This is a genomic window from Micromonospora sp. NPDC047644 (assembly GCF_040704315.1).
In the GTDB taxonomy this organism is placed as follows: Bacteria; Actinomycetota; Actinomycetes; order Mycobacteriales; family Micromonosporaceae; genus Micromonospora.
Genome location: NZ_JBEYSY010000002.1, coordinates 432,832 through 448,310 on the forward strand (window position 1 = coordinate 432,832; position 15,479 = coordinate 448,310).

Annotated in this window: 16 protein-coding genes; 10 read left to right on the forward strand and 6 right to left on the reverse strand. The window is 75.0% G+C overall.

What is annotated here, in order from left to right:
- The first annotated feature begins 41 nt into the window (after window positions 1-41).
- The 10 genes from cobO to cobA are packed head-to-tail and all read left to right on the forward strand — an operon-like array spanning window position 42 to window position 10,244.
- Window positions 42-653: a cob(I)yrinic acid a,c-diamide adenosyltransferase gene (gene cobO / locus AB0877_RS05175; RefSeq protein WP_366606804.1), complete on the forward strand. Its 612-nt coding sequence runs from the start codon at window positions 42-44 to the stop codon at window positions 651-653.
- Complete coding sequence (locus AB0877_RS05180) at window positions 647-2,002, forward strand: cobyrinate a,c-diamide synthase (protein ID WP_366606806.1); 1,356 nt, start codon at window positions 647-649, stop codon at window positions 2,000-2,002. The genes cobO and AB0877_RS05180 overlap by 7 nt, the downstream gene beginning before the upstream one ends.
- Window positions 1,999-2,772, forward strand: coding sequence for a precorrin-2 C(20)-methyltransferase (gene cobI, locus AB0877_RS05185; RefSeq protein ID WP_366606808.1), 774 nt, complete (start codon window positions 1,999-2,001; stop codon window positions 2,770-2,772). The genes AB0877_RS05180 and cobI overlap by 4 nt, the downstream gene beginning before the upstream one ends.
- Window positions 2,769-3,602 carry a precorrin-4 C(11)-methyltransferase gene (cobM, locus tag AB0877_RS05190; RefSeq protein ID WP_366606809.1) on the forward strand — a complete coding sequence of 278 codons (834 nt, stop codon included), beginning with the start codon at window positions 2,769-2,771 and terminating at the stop codon, window positions 3,600-3,602. The genes cobI and cobM overlap by 4 nt, the downstream gene beginning before the upstream one ends.
- Window positions 3,599-4,750, forward strand: coding sequence for a cobalt-precorrin-5B (C(1))-methyltransferase (locus AB0877_RS05195; RefSeq protein ID WP_366606811.1), 1,152 nt, complete (start codon window positions 3,599-3,601; stop codon window positions 4,748-4,750). The genes cobM and AB0877_RS05195 overlap by 4 nt, the downstream gene beginning before the upstream one ends.
- The gene (gene cbiE / locus AB0877_RS05200) at window positions 4,747-6,069 is read left to right on the forward strand and encodes a precorrin-6y C5,15-methyltransferase (decarboxylating) subunit CbiE (protein ID WP_366606813.1); all 1,323 of its coding nucleotides are present in this window, start codon (window positions 4,747-4,749) and stop codon (window positions 6,067-6,069) included. Before AB0877_RS05195 ends, cbiE begins: the two co-directional genes overlap by 4 nt.
- Window positions 6,066-7,793 carry a precorrin-3B C(17)-methyltransferase gene (gene cobJ, locus AB0877_RS05205; RefSeq protein ID WP_366606814.1) on the forward strand — a complete coding sequence of 576 codons (1,728 nt, stop codon included), beginning with the start codon at window positions 6,066-6,068 and terminating at the stop codon, window positions 7,791-7,793. The genes cbiE and cobJ overlap by 4 nt, the downstream gene beginning before the upstream one ends.
- On the forward strand, window positions 7,781-7,978 hold the full coding sequence (locus AB0877_RS05210) for a 4Fe-4S binding protein (protein ID WP_366606816.1): 198 nt from the start codon (window positions 7,781-7,783) through the stop codon (window positions 7,976-7,978). Before cobJ ends, AB0877_RS05210 begins: the two co-directional genes overlap by 13 nt.
- Window positions 7,975-8,571 (forward strand): precorrin-8X methylmutase, encoded by a 597-nt coding sequence (locus tag AB0877_RS05215; protein ID WP_366606817.1) that lies wholly within the window; start codon window positions 7,975-7,977, stop codon window positions 8,569-8,571. Before AB0877_RS05210 ends, AB0877_RS05215 begins: the two co-directional genes overlap by 4 nt.
- A complete protein-coding gene (gene cobA, locus AB0877_RS05220) occupies window positions 8,568-10,244 on the forward strand; it encodes a uroporphyrinogen-III C-methyltransferase (protein ID WP_366606819.1) in 1,677 nt (558 codons plus the stop codon). Before AB0877_RS05215 ends, cobA begins: the two co-directional genes overlap by 4 nt.
- Before the next feature lie 3 nt (window positions 10,245-10,247).
- On the opposite strand, the gene AB0877_RS05225 is transcribed toward cobA, so the two are convergent.
- From AB0877_RS05225 to AB0877_RS05250, 6 genes are all read right to left on the reverse strand, one after another.
- Window positions 10,248-12,401 (reverse strand): FtsX-like permease family protein, encoded by a 2,154-nt coding sequence (locus AB0877_RS05225; protein WP_366606821.1) that lies wholly within the window; start codon window positions 12,399-12,401, stop codon window positions 10,248-10,250.
- Entirely contained in the window at window positions 12,398-13,078 is a 681-nt protein-coding gene (locus AB0877_RS05230; RefSeq protein ID WP_366606823.1) for an ABC transporter ATP-binding protein, read from the reverse strand. Before AB0877_RS05230 ends, AB0877_RS05225 begins: the two co-directional genes overlap by 4 nt.
- Window positions 13,075-13,599, reverse strand: a complete 525-nt coding sequence (locus AB0877_RS05235) for a PadR family transcriptional regulator (RefSeq protein WP_099853936.1) — start codon at window positions 13,597-13,599, stop codon at window positions 13,075-13,077. The genes AB0877_RS05230 and AB0877_RS05235 overlap by 4 nt, the downstream gene beginning before the upstream one ends.
- A 115-nt stretch (window positions 13,600-13,714) precedes the next feature.
- Entirely contained in the window at window positions 13,715-14,077 is a 363-nt protein-coding gene (gene crcB / locus AB0877_RS05240) for a fluoride efflux transporter CrcB (RefSeq protein ID WP_366606825.1), read from the reverse strand.
- Window positions 14,074-14,547 (reverse strand): CrcB family protein, encoded by a 474-nt coding sequence (locus AB0877_RS05245; RefSeq protein ID WP_366606827.1) that lies wholly within the window; start codon window positions 14,545-14,547, stop codon window positions 14,074-14,076. Before AB0877_RS05245 ends, crcB begins: the two co-directional genes overlap by 4 nt.
- An 83-nt stretch (window positions 14,548-14,630) precedes the next feature.
- Window positions 14,631-15,389 (reverse strand): class I SAM-dependent methyltransferase, encoded by a 759-nt coding sequence (locus AB0877_RS05250; protein WP_366606828.1) that lies wholly within the window; start codon window positions 15,387-15,389, stop codon window positions 14,631-14,633.
- Between the last annotated feature and the right edge of the window lie 90 nt (window positions 15,390-15,479).

The following is a 15,479-nucleotide window of genomic DNA, read 5'->3' on the forward strand; positions in this document are numbered from 1 at the left end:
TGCAAGATCGCGGGGAGAGCCGCGGGACGGGGGACGGGCTGATGCCGCAGGGACAGCCGAGTTCGGTGCCGCAGGACGGGTTGACGACCCGGCAGCGGCGGCACCGGCCACTGTTGATCGTCCACACCGGGCAGATGAAGGGGAAGTCGACAGCGGCCTTCGGGCTGGCGCTGCGGGCCTGGACGGCCGGGCTTCCGGTCGGGGTGTTCCAGTTCGTCAAGAGCGCCAAGTGGCGGGTGGGCGAGGAGAACGCCTTCCGGGCCCTCGACGAGGTGCACGAGCGCACCGGCCAGGGCGCGCCGGTGGCCTGGCACAAGATGGGCGAGGGCTGGTCCTGGATCCAGCGCGGCGGCGACGCCGACCACGCCGCCGACGCCCTGGAGGGCTGGCGGCAGATCCAGCGTGACCTGGCCGCCGAGCGCTACGGGCTGTACGTGTTGGACGAGTTCACCTACCCGATGAAGTGGGGCTGGGTGGACGTCGACGAGGTCGTCGCCACCCTGGCCGACCGCCCCGGCTTCCAACACGTCGTGATCACCGGCCGGGACGCCGACCCGCGCCTGGTCGCCGCCGCCGACCTGGTCGCCGAGCTGACCAAGATCAAGCACCCGATGGACGCCGGCCAGAAGGGCCAGAAGGGCATCGAGTGGTGAGCACGCACTGGGCGCTGCCCCGGGTGGTGGTCGCCGCCCCGGCCAGCGGCCACGGCAAGACCACTGTGGCCACCGGGCTGCTGGCCGCGCTGCGCCGACGGGGCCTGACGGTCAGCCCGCACAAGGTCGGCCCCGACTACATCGACCCCGGCTACCACGCCCTCGCCGCCGGGCGGGCCGGGCGCAACCTCGACCCGTTCCTGGTCGGCGCGGACCGGATCGCCGCCCTGCTGCGACGCGGCGCGAGCGTCCCCACGCCCGCCGACATCGCCGTGGTCGAGGGTGTCATGGGCCTGCACGACGGCGCGGTGGGCCGGCGCGACTTCGCCTCCACCGCGCACGTCGCCCGGCTGATCGAGGCACCCGTGTTGCTGGTGCTGGACACCACCGCGCAGGGCCGGTCGGCCGCCGCGCTCACCCTCGGCATGGCCGCGTTCGACCCGGCGGTACGGATCGGCGGGGTGATCCTCAACCGGGTCGGCTCACCCCGGCACGAGACGTTGCTGCGCGACGCCCTCGCCGAGGTGGGCGTACCGGTGCTCGGGGCGGTGACCCGCGCCGCCGAGGTGGCCGCGCCGGCTCGGCACCTCGGGTTGGTGCCGGTCGCCGAGCGGGCGCCCGAGTCCGTCGCGATCGTCACCGCGCTCGCCGAGCTGGTCGAGGCCACTGTGGACCTCGACGCGGTGCTCGACCTGGCCCGGACCGCCCCGCCGCTGACCAGCCCGGCGTGGGACCCGGTCGCCGCCGTCGGCGGGCCGGTCGGCCTCGAACGGCCACGGGTCGCGCTCGCCGGTGGCCCGGCCTTCACCTTCTCGTACGCGGAGACCGCCGAACTGCTCACCGCGGCCGGCGCGGACGTCGTCACCGTCGACCCGCTGCGTGACCCGACCCTGCCCACCGGCACCCGGGCGGTGGTCATTGGTGGGGGTTTCCCCGAGGCGTACGCGCAGGCGCTCGCCGACAACAGCACGCTCCGCGCCGAGCTGGCCGACTTCGACGGGCCGATCGTGGCCGAGTGCGCCGGGCTGCTCTACCTCGGGCGGTCCCTGGACGGCGTACCGATGTGCGGTCGGCTGGACTCGACCGCCCGGATGACCGACCGGCTCACGCTCGGCTACCGGGAGGCGGTGGCCGTCACCGAATCCCCGGTGGCGCGCGCCGGCGAGCCGGTACGCGGCCACGAGTTCCACCGCACCACCACCGACCCGGGGTACGGCGACGCGCCGGCGTGGCGCTGGAACGGCAGCCCGCACGGCTTTGTGGCCGGCCGGGTGCACGCCTCCTACCTGCACACCCACTGGGCCGGTCACCCGGACGCGGCCCGCCGGCTTGTCGAGGCGGCCCGATGAGCGCCACGCTCACCGGGGTCGGCGTCGGCCCGGGCGACCCGGAACTGCTCACCGTCAAGGCGGTGCGGTTGCTGCGCGAGGCCGACCTGGTCTTCGTACCCGTGATGGCGGACCGGGTCATGCCCACCGCGACCGCCGACGCGACGCCGCCGGGTGCGGACGCCGGGCGGGCCGAGGCGACGGTACGGGAGCACGTCGCGCCCGACCGGCTGCGCCGGCTGCCGTTCGCGCTCGACGACCGGGGTGGGGTGACCCCGCGCCGGGCGGCGGCCTGGGACGATGCCGCCCGGGTGGTGGTCGAGGCGATCGACGCGGGCGCGCGGTCGCTGGCGTTCGCCACCATCGGCGACCCCAACGTCTACTCCACCTTCGGTTACCTGGCCCAGAGCGTCCACGCGCTGCGCCCGGCGGTGCGGGTGGCGACGGTGCCCGGCGTCACCGCCATGCAGGAGTTGGCGGCGCGCAGCGGCACCCCGCTCTGTGAGGGACGCGAACCGCTCACCCTGCTCCCGGCCACCGCGGGCCTGGCGCTCTTCGCCGACGCCCTCGCCGGGCCGGGCACCGTGGTCGTCTACAAGGGCTGGCGGCGGCACCCGGAGCTGCTGGCCGAGCTGCGCCGTCAGGGTCGCCTCGCCGACGCCGTGCTCGGACGCGGCCTGGGTCTGCCCGGCGAACGCGTCGGGCCGGTCGACGACACCGGGCACGACCTGCCGTACCTGTCGACGCTGCTGGTTCCGGCCCGCCGCGAGCACCGAGGAGGAAAGCTGTGACCAGCGCTGGCAAGGTGTGGTTCGTCGGTGCCGGCCCGGGGGCGGCGGACCTGCTGACCCTGCGGGCCGCCCGGGTGATCGCCGAGGCGGACATCGTGATCTGGGCGGCCAGCCTGGTGCACGCCGACGTGCTCGACCACGCCCGCCCCGACGCGGAGATCGTCGACTCGTCGCAACTGCCCATCGAGGGTGTGCTGCCGCTCTACCGGCGCGCCGCCGAGCAGGGGCTGACGGTGGCCCGGATCCACTCCGGCGACCCGGCGCTGTGGGGCGCGGTGCAGGAGCAACTGGACCTGTGCCGGGCGCTCGACCTGGCCGTCGAGATCGTGCCCGGGGTGTCCTCGTTCACCGCCGTCGCGGCGATCATCGGGCGGGAGCTGACAGTGCCCGAGGTGGCCCAGTCGGTCATCCTCACCCGCCTCGAAGGCGGCAAGACCCCGATGCCGCCCGGCGAGCGGGTCCGGGACTTCGCCCGGCACGGCACCACGATGGCGCTGTTCCTCTCCGCCGCCCGCTCCGGGCAGGTGCAGGCCGAGCTGCTGGCCGGCGGCTACCCCGACGACACCCCGGCCGTGGTGGCGTACCAGGCGACCTGGCCCGACGAACTGGTGGTGCGCTGCACGGTCGGCACCCTGGAGGCGACGGTCAAGCAGCACAAGCTGTGGAAGCACACCCTCTTCCTGGTCGGCCCGGCCCTCGCCGCCGAGGGCACCCGCTCGCACCTCTACCACCCCGGGCACTTCCACACCTTCCGCCGGGCCGAGCCGGCCGCCCGCGCCGAGCTGCGCCGCCAGGCCGGCGGTCGCGCCGGAGGAATCGGCACACCATGACGTACGCCGAGCCGCCGCTGCGCGAGCCGGACCTGCCGCGGACCGCGAAGGTCCGGCCCACCGCGCTGCGCACCGGCTGGACCACCGGCGCGTGCGCGACGGCGGCGGCGAAGGCCGCGGTCACCGCGCTGGTCACCGGCAGCACCCAGCAGGAGGTGGAGATCGGGCTGCCGGCCGGACGGCGGGTGCGTTTTCCGGTCGAGCGTTGCGAGGTGACCGGCACCCCACCGGTCCGGGCCGAGGCGGTGGTGGTCAAGGACGCCGGGGACGACCCGGACGTCACCCACGGCGCCGAGCTGACCGCCACCGTGAACTGGACCGACGTGCCCGGCCTGCGGCTGGCCGGCGGCGCCGGCGTCGGCACGGTCACCAAACCCGGCCTCGGGCTCGCGGTCGGCGGCCCGGCGATCAACGACACCCCCCGCCGGATGATCGGCGACGCCGTGGCCGAGGTGGTCGACCTCAGCGAGGTCGGCGTCCGGGTGGTGATCAGCGTGCCCCGGGGCGAGATCATGGCCCGCAAGACCACCAACCGTCGCCTCGGCATCCTCGGTGGCATCTCGATCCTCGGCACCACCGGGATCGTCCGCCCGTTCTCCACCGCGTCGTGGCGGGCCAGCGTCGTGCAGGCCGTGCACGTGATGGCCGCCCAGGGCGAGCCGACAGTGGTGCTCTGCACCGGTGGGCGCACCGAACGGGCCGCCCGTACGCTCCTGCCCGACCTGCCCGAGGTCTGTTTCGTCGAGGTCGGCGACTTCACCGGGGCCGCGGTGACCGCCGCGGTCGGTGACGCCATGACCGGTGTGGTCTTCGTCGGCATGGCCGGCAAGCTCGCCAAACTGGCCGCCGGCATCCTGATGACCCACTACACCCGCTCCAAGGTGGACCTCTCCCTGCTCGGCGCGGTGACCGCCGAGGCCGGCGGCGACCCGTCGCTCGTCGCCGCCGTGACCGAGGCGAACACCGGGCGACACGCGTACGAGCTGTGGGCGGCCGCCGGGCTGCTCGCCCCGGCCGGCGACCTGCTGTGCCAGCGGGTCCAGGCGGTGTTGCGGCGCTTCGCCGGGCCCACGGTGACCGTGGACGTGGCGATGGTCGACTTCGCCGGAGCACACGTCGTCGCCTCGTCCGGCCGGTGGCCCCGATGACGCGGATGGCACCGGCGACGCCGCCGGCCCCGGTGACCGCCGTGACGGTGGTCGGCCTGGACGCGGCGGGCGCACCCCCGCACCCCGCGCTCGCACCGGTGCTGGCCACCGCCGGGCTGGTGGTCGGGGCCGCCCGGCACCTGGCCGCGGTGCCCGTACCGGCCGGCGTGGACACCATCACCCTCGGGCCGCTCGCCCCCGCCCTGCGCCGCCTCGCCGAGGCCGTCGCCGCCGGGGTGCCGGCCGTGGTGCTGGCCAGCGGCGATCCCGGCCTGTTCGGCATCGTCCGGCGGCTAGGCGCGGTCGGGCTGCCGCTGCGGGTGGTGCCGGCGGTGTCCAGTGTGGCGGCCGCGTTCGCCCGCGCCGGGCTGCCCTGGGACGGCGCCGCCGTGGTCACCGCGCACGGTCGCGATCCGCGCCCGGCGTTGAACGCCTGCCGGGCGCTGCCCCTGGTCGCGGTGCTCACCGCGCCCGGCGCCGGCGCGGCCGAGCTGGGCGCCGGCCTGATCGGCTGGTCCCGCCGCCTACTGGTCGCCGAGCACCTGGGCACCGCCGCCGAACGGATCCGCGCGGTGACCCCCGAGCGGGCCGCCGCCGAGACCTGGGCCGACCCGCACGTCCTGCTCAGCCTCCCCGACCCCGCGCCGGCCGGGTCCGCGCCCGCCGGGTCCGCGTCAGCCCACGCCGCGCCCGCCTGGTCCGGGGACGCCGCGCCCGATCGAGGCACGGCCGGCATGCGCGCCGACAACCAGCCCGCCGCCGCGCCGGCCGGTGGGTGGGCGCTACCGGAGGACCGGTACGCCCACCGCGACTCCATGATCACGAAGTCGGAGGTGCGCGCCCTCGTCGTCGCCCGGCTGCGACCCCGACTGGGCCGGCTGATCTGGGACATCGGGGCGGGCAGCGGCTCGGTCGGCATCGAGTGCGCGCTGCTCGGCGCGGCAGTGCTCGCCGTCGAACAGGACGCCGACGCCGCTGCCGCCGTCCGGGCCAACGCCGCCGCGCACGCCGTGCACGTCCGACTGGTCAGCGGACGCGCCCCGGCAGTGCTGGCCGGCCTCCCCGAGCCCGACGCGGTCTTCGTCGGCGGTGGCGGTGTCGACGTCCTCACCGCCGTGGTGGCCCGCCAACCCGAGCGGGTGGTGCTCACCCTGGCCGCACTGGACCGGGTCGCGCCGTCCGTGGGTCTGCTGCGTGCCGCCGGCTACACGGTCGAGGGCAGCCAGCTCTCCGCCGCCCGCCTCGCCGACCTGCCCGGCGGGTCGATCCGCCTCGCGGCCACCAACCCGGTGGTCGTCATCACCGGGGAGCGCCAGTGACCGAACCGAACCCGTCCGCCCGCATCGGTCTGGTGGCGGCCACCGCCGCCGGCCGCCGGCACGCCGACACCCTGGCCGCCGCCTGGCCGCACGCCCGGCTGGTCGAGGGCGAGACCGTCGCCGACGCGCTGCGGACCGCCTGGGCCGGGTGTGACGCGGTCATCGCGTTCCTGGCCACCGGGGCGGTGGTGCGGATCGTCGCGCCGCTGCTCGACGACAAGCGCACCGACCCGGCGGTGGTGGTCGTCGACGAGGCCGCCCGGCACGCGGTGGCGCTGCTCGGTGGGCACGCCGGCGGAGCCAACGCCCTCGCCGAGCAGGTCGCCGCCCTGCTGGACGCCCGGCCGGTGATCACCACGGCCACCGACGCGGTCGACCTGCCGGGGCTGGACACCCTCGGCTGGCCCGTGCAGGGGGCCGTCGCCGCGGTGTCCCGGGCCATCCTGGACGGCGAGCCGGTCCGGCTGATCGCCGACGCCGACTGGCCGCTGCCCGCCCTGCCGCCGAACGTGCGCGCGGTCGACGAGGACCCGACGGACGACGGGTACCGGCTGCTGGTCACCGACCGGGTCGTGTCGCCCGACGAGCGGACCGCCGTGCTGCGGCCGCCGTCGCTGGTCGCCGGCGTGGGCGCGAGTCGGGGCGTACCCGCCGCCGAGGTGGCGGAGCTGCTGCACCGGGTGCTGGCCGAGGCCGGCCTCGACCCGGCGAGCCTGCGCTGCCTGGCCACCGCCGACATCAAGGCCGACGAGGCGGGCATCCGCAGCACCGTCGACGCGCTCGGCGTACCCCTGGTGACCTGGCCGGCGACGCGGCTGGCGGCGGTCGACGTGCCGCACCCCAGCGAGGTGGTCCGGGCCGCGGTCGGCACGCCGAGCGTGGCGGAGGCCGCGGCCCTGCTCGGCCCGGACGGCCGGGCCGACGACGCGACGCTGCTGGTGGGGAAGACCGCGACGGCGATGGCCACCGTCGCGGTGGCCCGGCACGCGCCGCGCGGCCGGCTGGCCGTCGTCGGCCTCGGGCCGGGCGCCGCCGACCTGCGCACCCCCCGCGCGGTGGCCGAGCTACGCCGTGCCGCCGTGGTGGTCGGCCTCGACCAGTACCTGGAGCAGGTCCGCGACGTGCTCCGCCCCGGCACCCGGGTGCTCTCCAGCGGGCTGGGCGCGGAGGAGGCGCGGGCGCGCGCCGCCGTCACCGAGGCCGCCGCCGGCCGGGCGGTCGCGCTGATCGGCTCCGGCGACGCCGGGGTGTACGCGATGGCCAGCCCCGCCCTGGAGTACGCCGACGAGCGGATCGAGGTGGTGGGCGTCCCCGGGGTCACCGCCGCCCTCGCTGCCGCGGCGCTGCTCGGCGCACCCCTCGGGCACGACCACGCCTATGTGAGCCTGTCCGATCTGCACACCCCGTGGGACGTCATCGAGCGGCGGGTGACCGCCGCGGCCGAGGGTGACTTCGTGACGCTGTTCTACAACCCGCGCAGCCGGGCCCGCGACTGGCAGCTCGGCAAGGCGCTCGGCATCCTCGCCGCGCACCGGTCACCGGACACCCCGGTGGGCGTGGTGCGCAACGCCAGCCGAGCGGGCGAACGAGTGCACCTCGCCACAATTTCCACACTCGACCCGGCGATCGTCGACATGTACAGCGTCGTGGTCGTGGGCAGCAGCGACACGCGGCTGGTCGCCGGCCGGATGGTCACACCCCGGGGGTACCGGTGGCGTTCGTGACGATCGACGCCTGCCAGGGCTGCGGCGCCTGCCTGCTCACCTGCCCCACCCACGCGATCAGACCGGTCGCCGGTGGCCTCACCGTCCGCGGCGACCGGTGCACCGGCTGCCTGGAGTGCCTGGAGATCTGCCCGGTCGACGCGATCCGCGTCGTCGAACCCGACCCCTGTGAAGGAGCCCGATGAGCCGGGTCGTGCACCCCATCGAGGCCGAGTCGTACCGCATCCTGCGCGAGCGCGTCGACCTGTCGCACCTGCCGCCACTGACCCGCGCGGTGACCGAGCGGGTGGTGCACGCCAGCGCCGACCTCGCGTACGTCGACGAGCTGGTCTGCGACGAGGCCGCCCTGGAAGCGGGACTGGCGGCGCTGCGCGCCGGGGCGCCCGTGGTCACCGACGTGGCGATGGTCGCCGCCGGCATCACCCGGGCCGGTCTGGAACTGGTCTGCCCGGTCGCCGAGCCGGCCGCCGCCGCGCTGGGCCGCTCGGCCGGGATCACCCGTTCGGCGGCGGCCGTCCGGATCGCCCGGGAGCGGGTCGGGCCCGGCGCGGTCTGGGTGGTCGGCTGCGCGCCCACCGCGCTCGTCGAACTGCTCACAGTGGACGCCGCACCGGCGCTCGTGGTCGGCCTGCCGGTCGGCTTCGTGGGCGCTGCCGAGTCGAAGGCGGCGCTGCGGGCCAGCGGCCTGCCCGCCGTGTCCAACGTGGGGGAGAAGGGTGGCTCGGCGGTCGCCGCCGCCGCCCTCAACGCCCTGCTCTACGTCGAGGAGAAGTCATGAACGGGTTGGTCATCGTCGGGCACGGTACGCGCAGCGCGGCCGGGGTCGACCAGTTCGCCGCTCTCGTCGAGCGGGTCCGCGCGCGCGGTGACATCGGCGACGTCGAGGGCGGCTTCATCGAGCTGTCCCGTCCGCCGCTGACCGACGCGGTCGGCGCTCTCGTCGCCCGGGGGCACCGGGCGCTGGTGGCGCTGCCGCTGGTGCTCACCGGCGCCGGTCACGGCAAGGGCGACATCCCCGCCGCGATGGCCCGGGAGCAGCAGCGCCATCCCGGGCTGAGCTACCGCTACGGCCGTCCGCTCGGCCCGCACCCGCTGCTGCACACCGCCCTTGAAGAGCGCATCGACGGCGCGCTGTCCGGCGCCGACCGGGCCGACACGGAGCCGGCTGGTGCCGACCGGGCCGACACGTGGGTGGCGCTGATCGGGCGGGGGTCCACCGACCCGGACGCCAACGCCGAGGTCGCCAAGGTCGCCCGGCTGCTCTGGGAGGGACGCGGCTACGCGGGCGTGGAGCCGGGGTTCATCTCCCTGGCGCAGCCGTCGGTGCCGGCCGTGCTGGAGCGTCTGCGCCGCCTCGGCGCGCGGCGGATCGTGGTGTCGCCGTACTTCCTGTTCGCCGGGGTGCTGCCGGACCGGATCGTCGCCCAGTCGGCGGAGTTCGCCGCCGCCCACCCCGACCTGGACGTCCGCGTCGCCGAGGTGATCGGCGACTGTGACGCCCTCGCCGACCTCGTTCTGGAGCGGTACGCCGAGGCGCTGGGCGGGGACATCCGGATGAACTGCGACACCTGCGCATACCGGGTGCTGATGCCCGGCTTCGCGGACAAGGTGGGTCGCCCGCAACGCCCGCACGACCACCCCGACGACCCGGTCGGCCACCACCATCACCATCACGGGCACGCACACCACGACCACGGGCACGCACACCACGACCACGGTTCGGTCGCCGTGGTCGGCGGCGGGCCGGGGCCCGACGACCTGATCACGGTACGCGCGAAGGCCATGCTCGACGCCGCTGACGTCGTTGTGGTCGACCGGCTCGCCCCGCAGGGGCTGGTGGCCGGGCTGCGCCCCGACGTGCTGGTGGTCGACGCCGCGAAGGTGCCCCGTGGCCCGTCGATGGCCCAGGAGGCGATCAACGAGGCGCTGGTGTCGCACGCCCGCGCCGGCCGCCGGGTGGTCCGGCTCAAGGGCGGCGACCCGTACGTCTTCGGGCGCGGTCACGAGGAGGTGCAGGCCTGCGTGGCGGCGGGTGTGCCGGTGACGGTGGTGCCCGGGGTGAGCAGCGCGTTCGCCGCACCGGCCCTCGCCGGCGTGCCGGTCACCCACCGGGGCGTGGCGCACGACGTCACGGTCGTGTCCGGGCACCTGCCGCCCGGGCACCCCGACTCGCTCGTCGACTGGGCGGCGCTGGCCCGGGCCCGGGGCACCGTCGTGCTGCTGATGGCCGTCGACACCATCGCCAAGATCGCGGCCGTGCTGATCGAGCACGGTCGGGCCCCGGAGAGCCCGGTGCTGGCCGTGCAGGACGCCGGGCTGCCCGACCAACGATCGGTGCCCGCCCGGCTGGACGAGATCGGCGCTGTCGCCGCCCGGGAGGGCGTCGGCCCACCCGCCGTCTTCGTCCTCGGCCCGGTGGTGGCTCTCACCACCACCGGGCCGATCCGGTGAGCACTACTCGCTGCGGGCGGTCTCCGGTCCGGTGATGCGGTCCAGCAGCGGCAGGGTGGAGGCGATGACGCCGAGGCAGGCGGCCAACCCGACCACGACGATCACGTAGAAGCCCGGGTGCGGCGCGACGAGGGTGTAGCCCATCTGCGCCCGGAGGAACAGGTGGGCGGCGAGCAGGCCCATGCCGATGGCGACTGCGGCGACGGCGAGCATCGGCACGGCGCTCTCCAACGCCACCACCCGACGCAGCACCCGCACCGGAGCGCCGCTGAGGCGCAGCAGGCTGAACGGGCGTCGGCGTTCGGTGAGACCCCCGATGACGCTGACCGCGAGGCTGCACCCACCGAGTGCGAGGCTGGCGATGATGACGACGTTGGCCAGTTGCTCCCAGCCGCGCAGCGTGTTCGCGAAGTCCGACTCGAAGTCACCGGGCACGTTCGGCCCCACCCAGAAGGTCGGGAAGGCGACCTCCAGCACGGTACGGGTGCGCTCGACGGCGGCGGCGGAACCGTCCGTGCCGACGACCATCGCCCCGACCGGCAGCCGTTGGAGTTCGTCGAGGGTGAGCGACGCGGCCGGCCAGACCGTCGCGGACGACGCCGACTCCCGCCAGCGGCTGAGGCCCATCGGCACCTCGATGACGCCCGCGCCGTCGGCGCACCGACCGTATTCGCCCGGGAGGTCGGCGCACGCGATCACCCCGACCTCGCCGGAGTCGGTCACCACCGGGTTCTCGCGAATGGCGGTCGCGGAGCGCACCCCGGGGATCGCCCGCAGCTCGGCGAGGAGCGTGTCGGGCACCGACGTTCCCTCCTCGTCGAAGACGGTGGTCACCGTGCCCGCGTCGGTCGAGCCGGTGGGTGCCGGGCCGCGGTTGGCGACGATCGTGGTGATCACGCCGACGGACACGCTCGTCACGAAGAGCGCCAGCATGATGCCGCTGATCGCCCGGAAGCCGCCCTTCGGATTGTCGGCGAGGCGTCGCGCGGCGATGAGCGTGGCCGGGCGGTTGGCGTACCGGGCCATCACCCGGGCGCCGACCATCGTCAACCAGGGGCCGGCGAAGACCAGGCCGACCATGACGAGCAGCAGCCCGGGCAGGAACACCGCGGCCTGACCGTCGGACGTCTCGGGCCGGAAGCCGATCGCGAGGAACAGCACGGCCAGGCCGAGCGCCATCGGGATCAGCCGGTACGCGCGCGGCGCCCGGGGCGTGACCCGGCGGGTGACGCCCAGCGGTGAGATCCGGACCCGGCGCAGCGAGACCTGGGCCGCCACCGCGGCGCCGGCCGGGACGCCGAGCGCCACCAGCAGGGCGTCCAGCACCCCCAGGGACATGTCACTGGGGAAGAACGGCATGCCGGTGAACGGGATGCCCGCGAGCGGGTCGCGCAAGGCGTAGAACAGGCCGAAGCCGACGGCGGTGCCGGCGACGGCGGCGGCGGCCGCCTCCACGGCGGCGACCGTCGAGATCTGCCGAGGTGTCGCGCCGACCAGACGCATCGCGGCGAAACGCTGTTCCCGGCGGGCGGCGCTGAGCCGGGTGGCGGTGCCGATGAAGATCAGTACCGGGAAGAGCAGCCCACCGGCGACCACGCCCAGGATGAGGTTCACCGTGGCTTCGGGGAGGGCGGGGGTGTCGCCGACGCTGGTGACCTGTTGCGCGTTGGGCAGTTTGGCAACCTGGTCGGCAGTGCCGCCGGCGATGACGAGCAGGGTGTCCGGCGAGGTCAGCGCGGCCGGGCCGACGGTGCCGAGGTCACGCCCCGGGTAGCGGTCGCCCAACTGGTCCGCCGGGTGGCCGGCCAGCAGTTCCCGGAACGCGGGCGAGGCGTAGTACTCGCCGGGGCCCGGGGTGGTCGGGACACCGACCGGGGTGGGCGCGGTCGAGCCGGTCGCGGCGACGTCGATCCGGATGATCTGCTTGCCGTGGAAGTAGTCCTGCCGGTTCGACCACCACAGCGGGTCGGCGTCGCCGGCCGAGGCGCTGGGATACATCGACGCGTACCGGGTGAGCTGGGAGTTGACCGCGTTGACCCCGGCCAGGGTGGTCAGCAGCAGTCCGCTGCCCACCGCGACGGCGGCGGCGATGACGATCAGGCGGGTGAGCGCCTCCCGGCCGCCGGCCACGGCGAGACGGAGCCCGAAGCGGATCACGAGGCGATCCGGTCCGGCGCGTTCACGCGCCCGTCGCGGACCATGACCTCGCGGTCGGCGTACGCCGCGATCCTCGGCTCGTGGGTGACCAGGATGACGGTGGTGCCCTGCTCGCGGGCAGCACCGACCAGCAGGTCCATCACCTGCTCGCCGGTGAGCGAGTCGAGCGCGCCGGTCGGCTCGTCGGCGAAGAGCACCTGCGGCTCGGCGACCAGGCCGCGAGCCAGGGCGACCCGTTGCGCCTGCCCGCCGGAGAGCTCGCCCGAGCGCCGCTGCTCCAGGCCGCCCAACCCGAGGCGGGCGAACCAGGCTTGCGCCCGGGGTAGCGCCTGCTTGCGGTGTACGCCGCTGAGCAGCAGCGGCAGCGCGACGTTCTCCACGGCGGTCAGCTCGGGGACGAGTTGACCGAACTGGAAGACGAAACCGAACCGGTCCCGGCGCAGGCTGCTGCGTTCGGTCTCGGCCATGGCGTGCACCCGGGCCCCGTCGAAGAGAATCTCGCCGGAGTCGGGCACGAGGATGCCGGCCAGGCAGTGCAACAGGGTGGACTTGCCCGAGCCGCTGGGGCCCATGACGGCGAGGATCTCGCCCGCCTCCACGGCGACGCTGGCACCCCGCAGGGCCGGCGTCTGACCGAAGGAGAACTCGACGTCGCGCGCTTCGATCACGACGCTCACGGCCGCACCTCTTTCCGTAGGGCGTCCAGTCGGGCGCCGGTCATCTCGATCCATCGGAGGTCAGCCTCCAGGTGGTAGAGGCCGTGGTCGGCGAGCAGCGCGTCGACCAGGCCGCCGGCGCGCTTGATCTCGGTCAGCTCCCGCATCCGGTGCAGGTGCGCGCTGCGTTGGGTGTCGAGGTATTCGGCGGCCGGCCGGTCCAGCATCAGCGCGAGCACGACCTTGGCGAAGAGCACCGTCTGCAGGTGCGGTTCCGGGTCGACCGGTTGGGTCAGCCACTGCTCGACCTCGGTCGCGCCGACGTCGGTGATGATGTAGCGCTTGCGGTCGGGGCCGGAGCCGGGGGCGACGTCGCTGATCACCACCTTGCCGTCGCGGGCCAGTCGGCTGAGGGTGGAGTAGACCTGGCCGAACGGCAGTGGCTTGCCCCGGCCGAAGAAGGCGTCGTAGTCGCGCTTCAGGTCGTAGCCGTGGCTGGGCTCGCGTTCGAGGAGGCCGAGAAGGGTCAGTGGCACGCTCATGCCAGCAGACTACACCGAGGGTATACCTCGCGTATATACCCTTGGTGTGTTGTGGATCGCCCCAGGTCCGGGCGTCGGTGGGGATCGAAGCGGGAGCGGCCCGGCCGGTGTGCGGTCAGCCGGTCAGCGCGCGGGCCAGGGCGTAGCCGGCGGTGGCCGCGGCGAGCCCGGCGGCCACGCTGCCGAGCACGTTGGCCAGCGCGAGGAGCCGATGACCGTCCCTGGTCAGCCGCAGCGTCTCGTAGCTGAAGGTGGAGTAGGTGGTCAGCGCGCCGCAGAACCCGGTGCCGAGCAACGCGCTGACCGCCGGGCCGGCCGGCCACCCGGCCAGGACGCCCAGCAGCAGCGACCCGGCCACGTTGACGAGCAGCGTCCCCCTGGGGAACGCCGAGCCGTGCCGGGACTGCACGGCCCGGTCGGTCAGGTAGCGCAGCGGCGCGCCGACCGCCGCGCCCAGTGCGATGAGCAGGACGGTCATCGACTCACCCGACGCAGCAGCCCGGCGGTGACGGCGTCGCCCAGGGCGACCGCGACGAGCGCGCCGAGCACCGTCGCGGCGAGGTACGTCAGCGCCGTGCCCGGTGCGCCCACGACGATCGCCTGCTGCACGTCGACCGCGTAGGTGGAGAAGGTGGTGAACCCGCCGAGCACCCCGACCCCGAGGAACGGGCGCGCCAGCGGGGGGCCACCGTCGAGGTGCCCGAGCACCGCCATCAGGACGCCGATCAGCAGGCATCCGGACGTGTTGATGGTGAACGTGGCCCAGGGAAAGCCGGTCGGCGGGTGCGCAACGGCGTGTTGCAGGCCGGCCCGGGCCAGCGCGCCGAGCACCCCGCCGGCCGCGATCGCGGCGAGGATCGTCGCGGGGCGCGCGGTCAACTCGCGGCGGTCGGCGGGGACGCGCAGGTCGACGTCGGGGTCGGTGCGCGGTTCGAACGGCTCTGGCACGGCTTCAGAGCGTAGTGCCGGCGACGGCGGCGTCAGCGCACCGCCCTGGCAGGGGCGTCAGCGCACCGCCGGCGTCGGCCGGGTCAGCGCACCGCCGCGACGGCGGCGTCCGGGCCGCCCCGCCAGACCGTGCCCACCTCGCTGAATCCGGCCGCGGTGAGCGCGGCCAGGTGCCACGAGACCGGTGGGTTCCACTCGGGGCTGTGCCCGGTCGGGTAGATGGCGTGCCGCTGGGCGACCAGCGGAGCGAGCGACGGGTCCGCGCCGGCCCGCTGCCACCAGTCCGACCAGGACAGCACCGAGCCGGCGGCGTACCGGGCGTTGCGCCGGTTCCGGGCCCGGTCCATCAGCCGCTTGGTCAGCTCCGGCACTGTGTCGTCGGGCATGTGATCGGCGTTGACGAAGACGCCGCCCGGCCGCAGCACGTCACGCAGCTCGGCGTAGAGCTGCCCGAGCCGGTCGGCCGGCAGCCAGTGCAGGGCGGTGGCGGTGAGCACGGCGTCGTACTCCTGGTGTGGCAGCGTGGAGCGCCACTCGGGGGTGCCGAGGTCGGCCGTGACGATGGTGGCCCGGTCGCCCAGCGAGGCGTCGGCAATGGCCAGCAGCGCGGGGTCGAGGTCGACCAGTGTGGTCTCGGCGGCGGGGAAGCGAGCGAGGGTCCGCAGCGAGATGGTGCCGGTGCCGCCGGCCAGGTCGAGCACCCGCGGCGGTCGGTCGTCGAGGACCGCGTCGACGGTGTCGAGCATGGCGGTGAACCGGTGCTCACGGTCCGGCATGAACGCTTCCTGCTGGCGATCCCAGCTTTCCTGCCAGGCCCAGGGATCCGCAATGTAAGGAGTCATAAGGATCAGGCTAGTTACGCCGCCGACCCGTTGTCCAGAGCTTGTTGCACATCTTTTGCAATTGCGAGAAGATGGCAGGGCGATGATCGA

Bases quoted from the DNA above. Each gene is read 5' to 3' on its own strand.
- cobA (WP_366606819.1), top strand. From the start codon at position 8,568: ATGAACGGGTTGGTCATCGTCGGGCACGGTACGCGCAGCGCGGCCGGG.
- cbiE (WP_366606813.1), top strand. From the start codon at position 4,747: ATGACGCGGATGGCACCGGCGACGCCGCCGGCCCCGGTGACCGCCGTG.
- cobO (WP_366606804.1), top strand. From the start codon at position 42: ATGCCGCAGGGACAGCCGAGTTCGGTGCCGCAGGACGGGTTGACGACC.
- crcB (WP_366606825.1), bottom strand. From the start codon at position 14,077: ATGACCGTCCTGCTCATCGCACTGGGCGCGGCGGTCGGCGCGCCGCTG.
- AB0877_RS05215 (WP_366606817.1), top strand. From the start codon at position 7,975: ATGAGCCGGGTCGTGCACCCCATCGAGGCCGAGTCGTACCGCATCCTG.
- AB0877_RS05235 (WP_099853936.1), bottom strand. From the start codon at position 13,599: ATGAGCGTGCCACTGACCCTTCTCGGCCTCCTCGAACGCGAGCCCAGC.
- AB0877_RS05195 (WP_366606811.1), top strand. From the start codon at position 3,599: ATGACGTACGCCGAGCCGCCGCTGCGCGAGCCGGACCTGCCGCGGACC.
- AB0877_RS05250 (WP_366606828.1), bottom strand. From the start codon at position 15,389: ATGACTCCTTACATTGCGGATCCCTGGGCCTGGCAGGAAAGCTGGGAT.
- cobI (WP_366606808.1), top strand. From the start codon at position 1,999: ATGAGCGCCACGCTCACCGGGGTCGGCGTCGGCCCGGGCGACCCGGAA.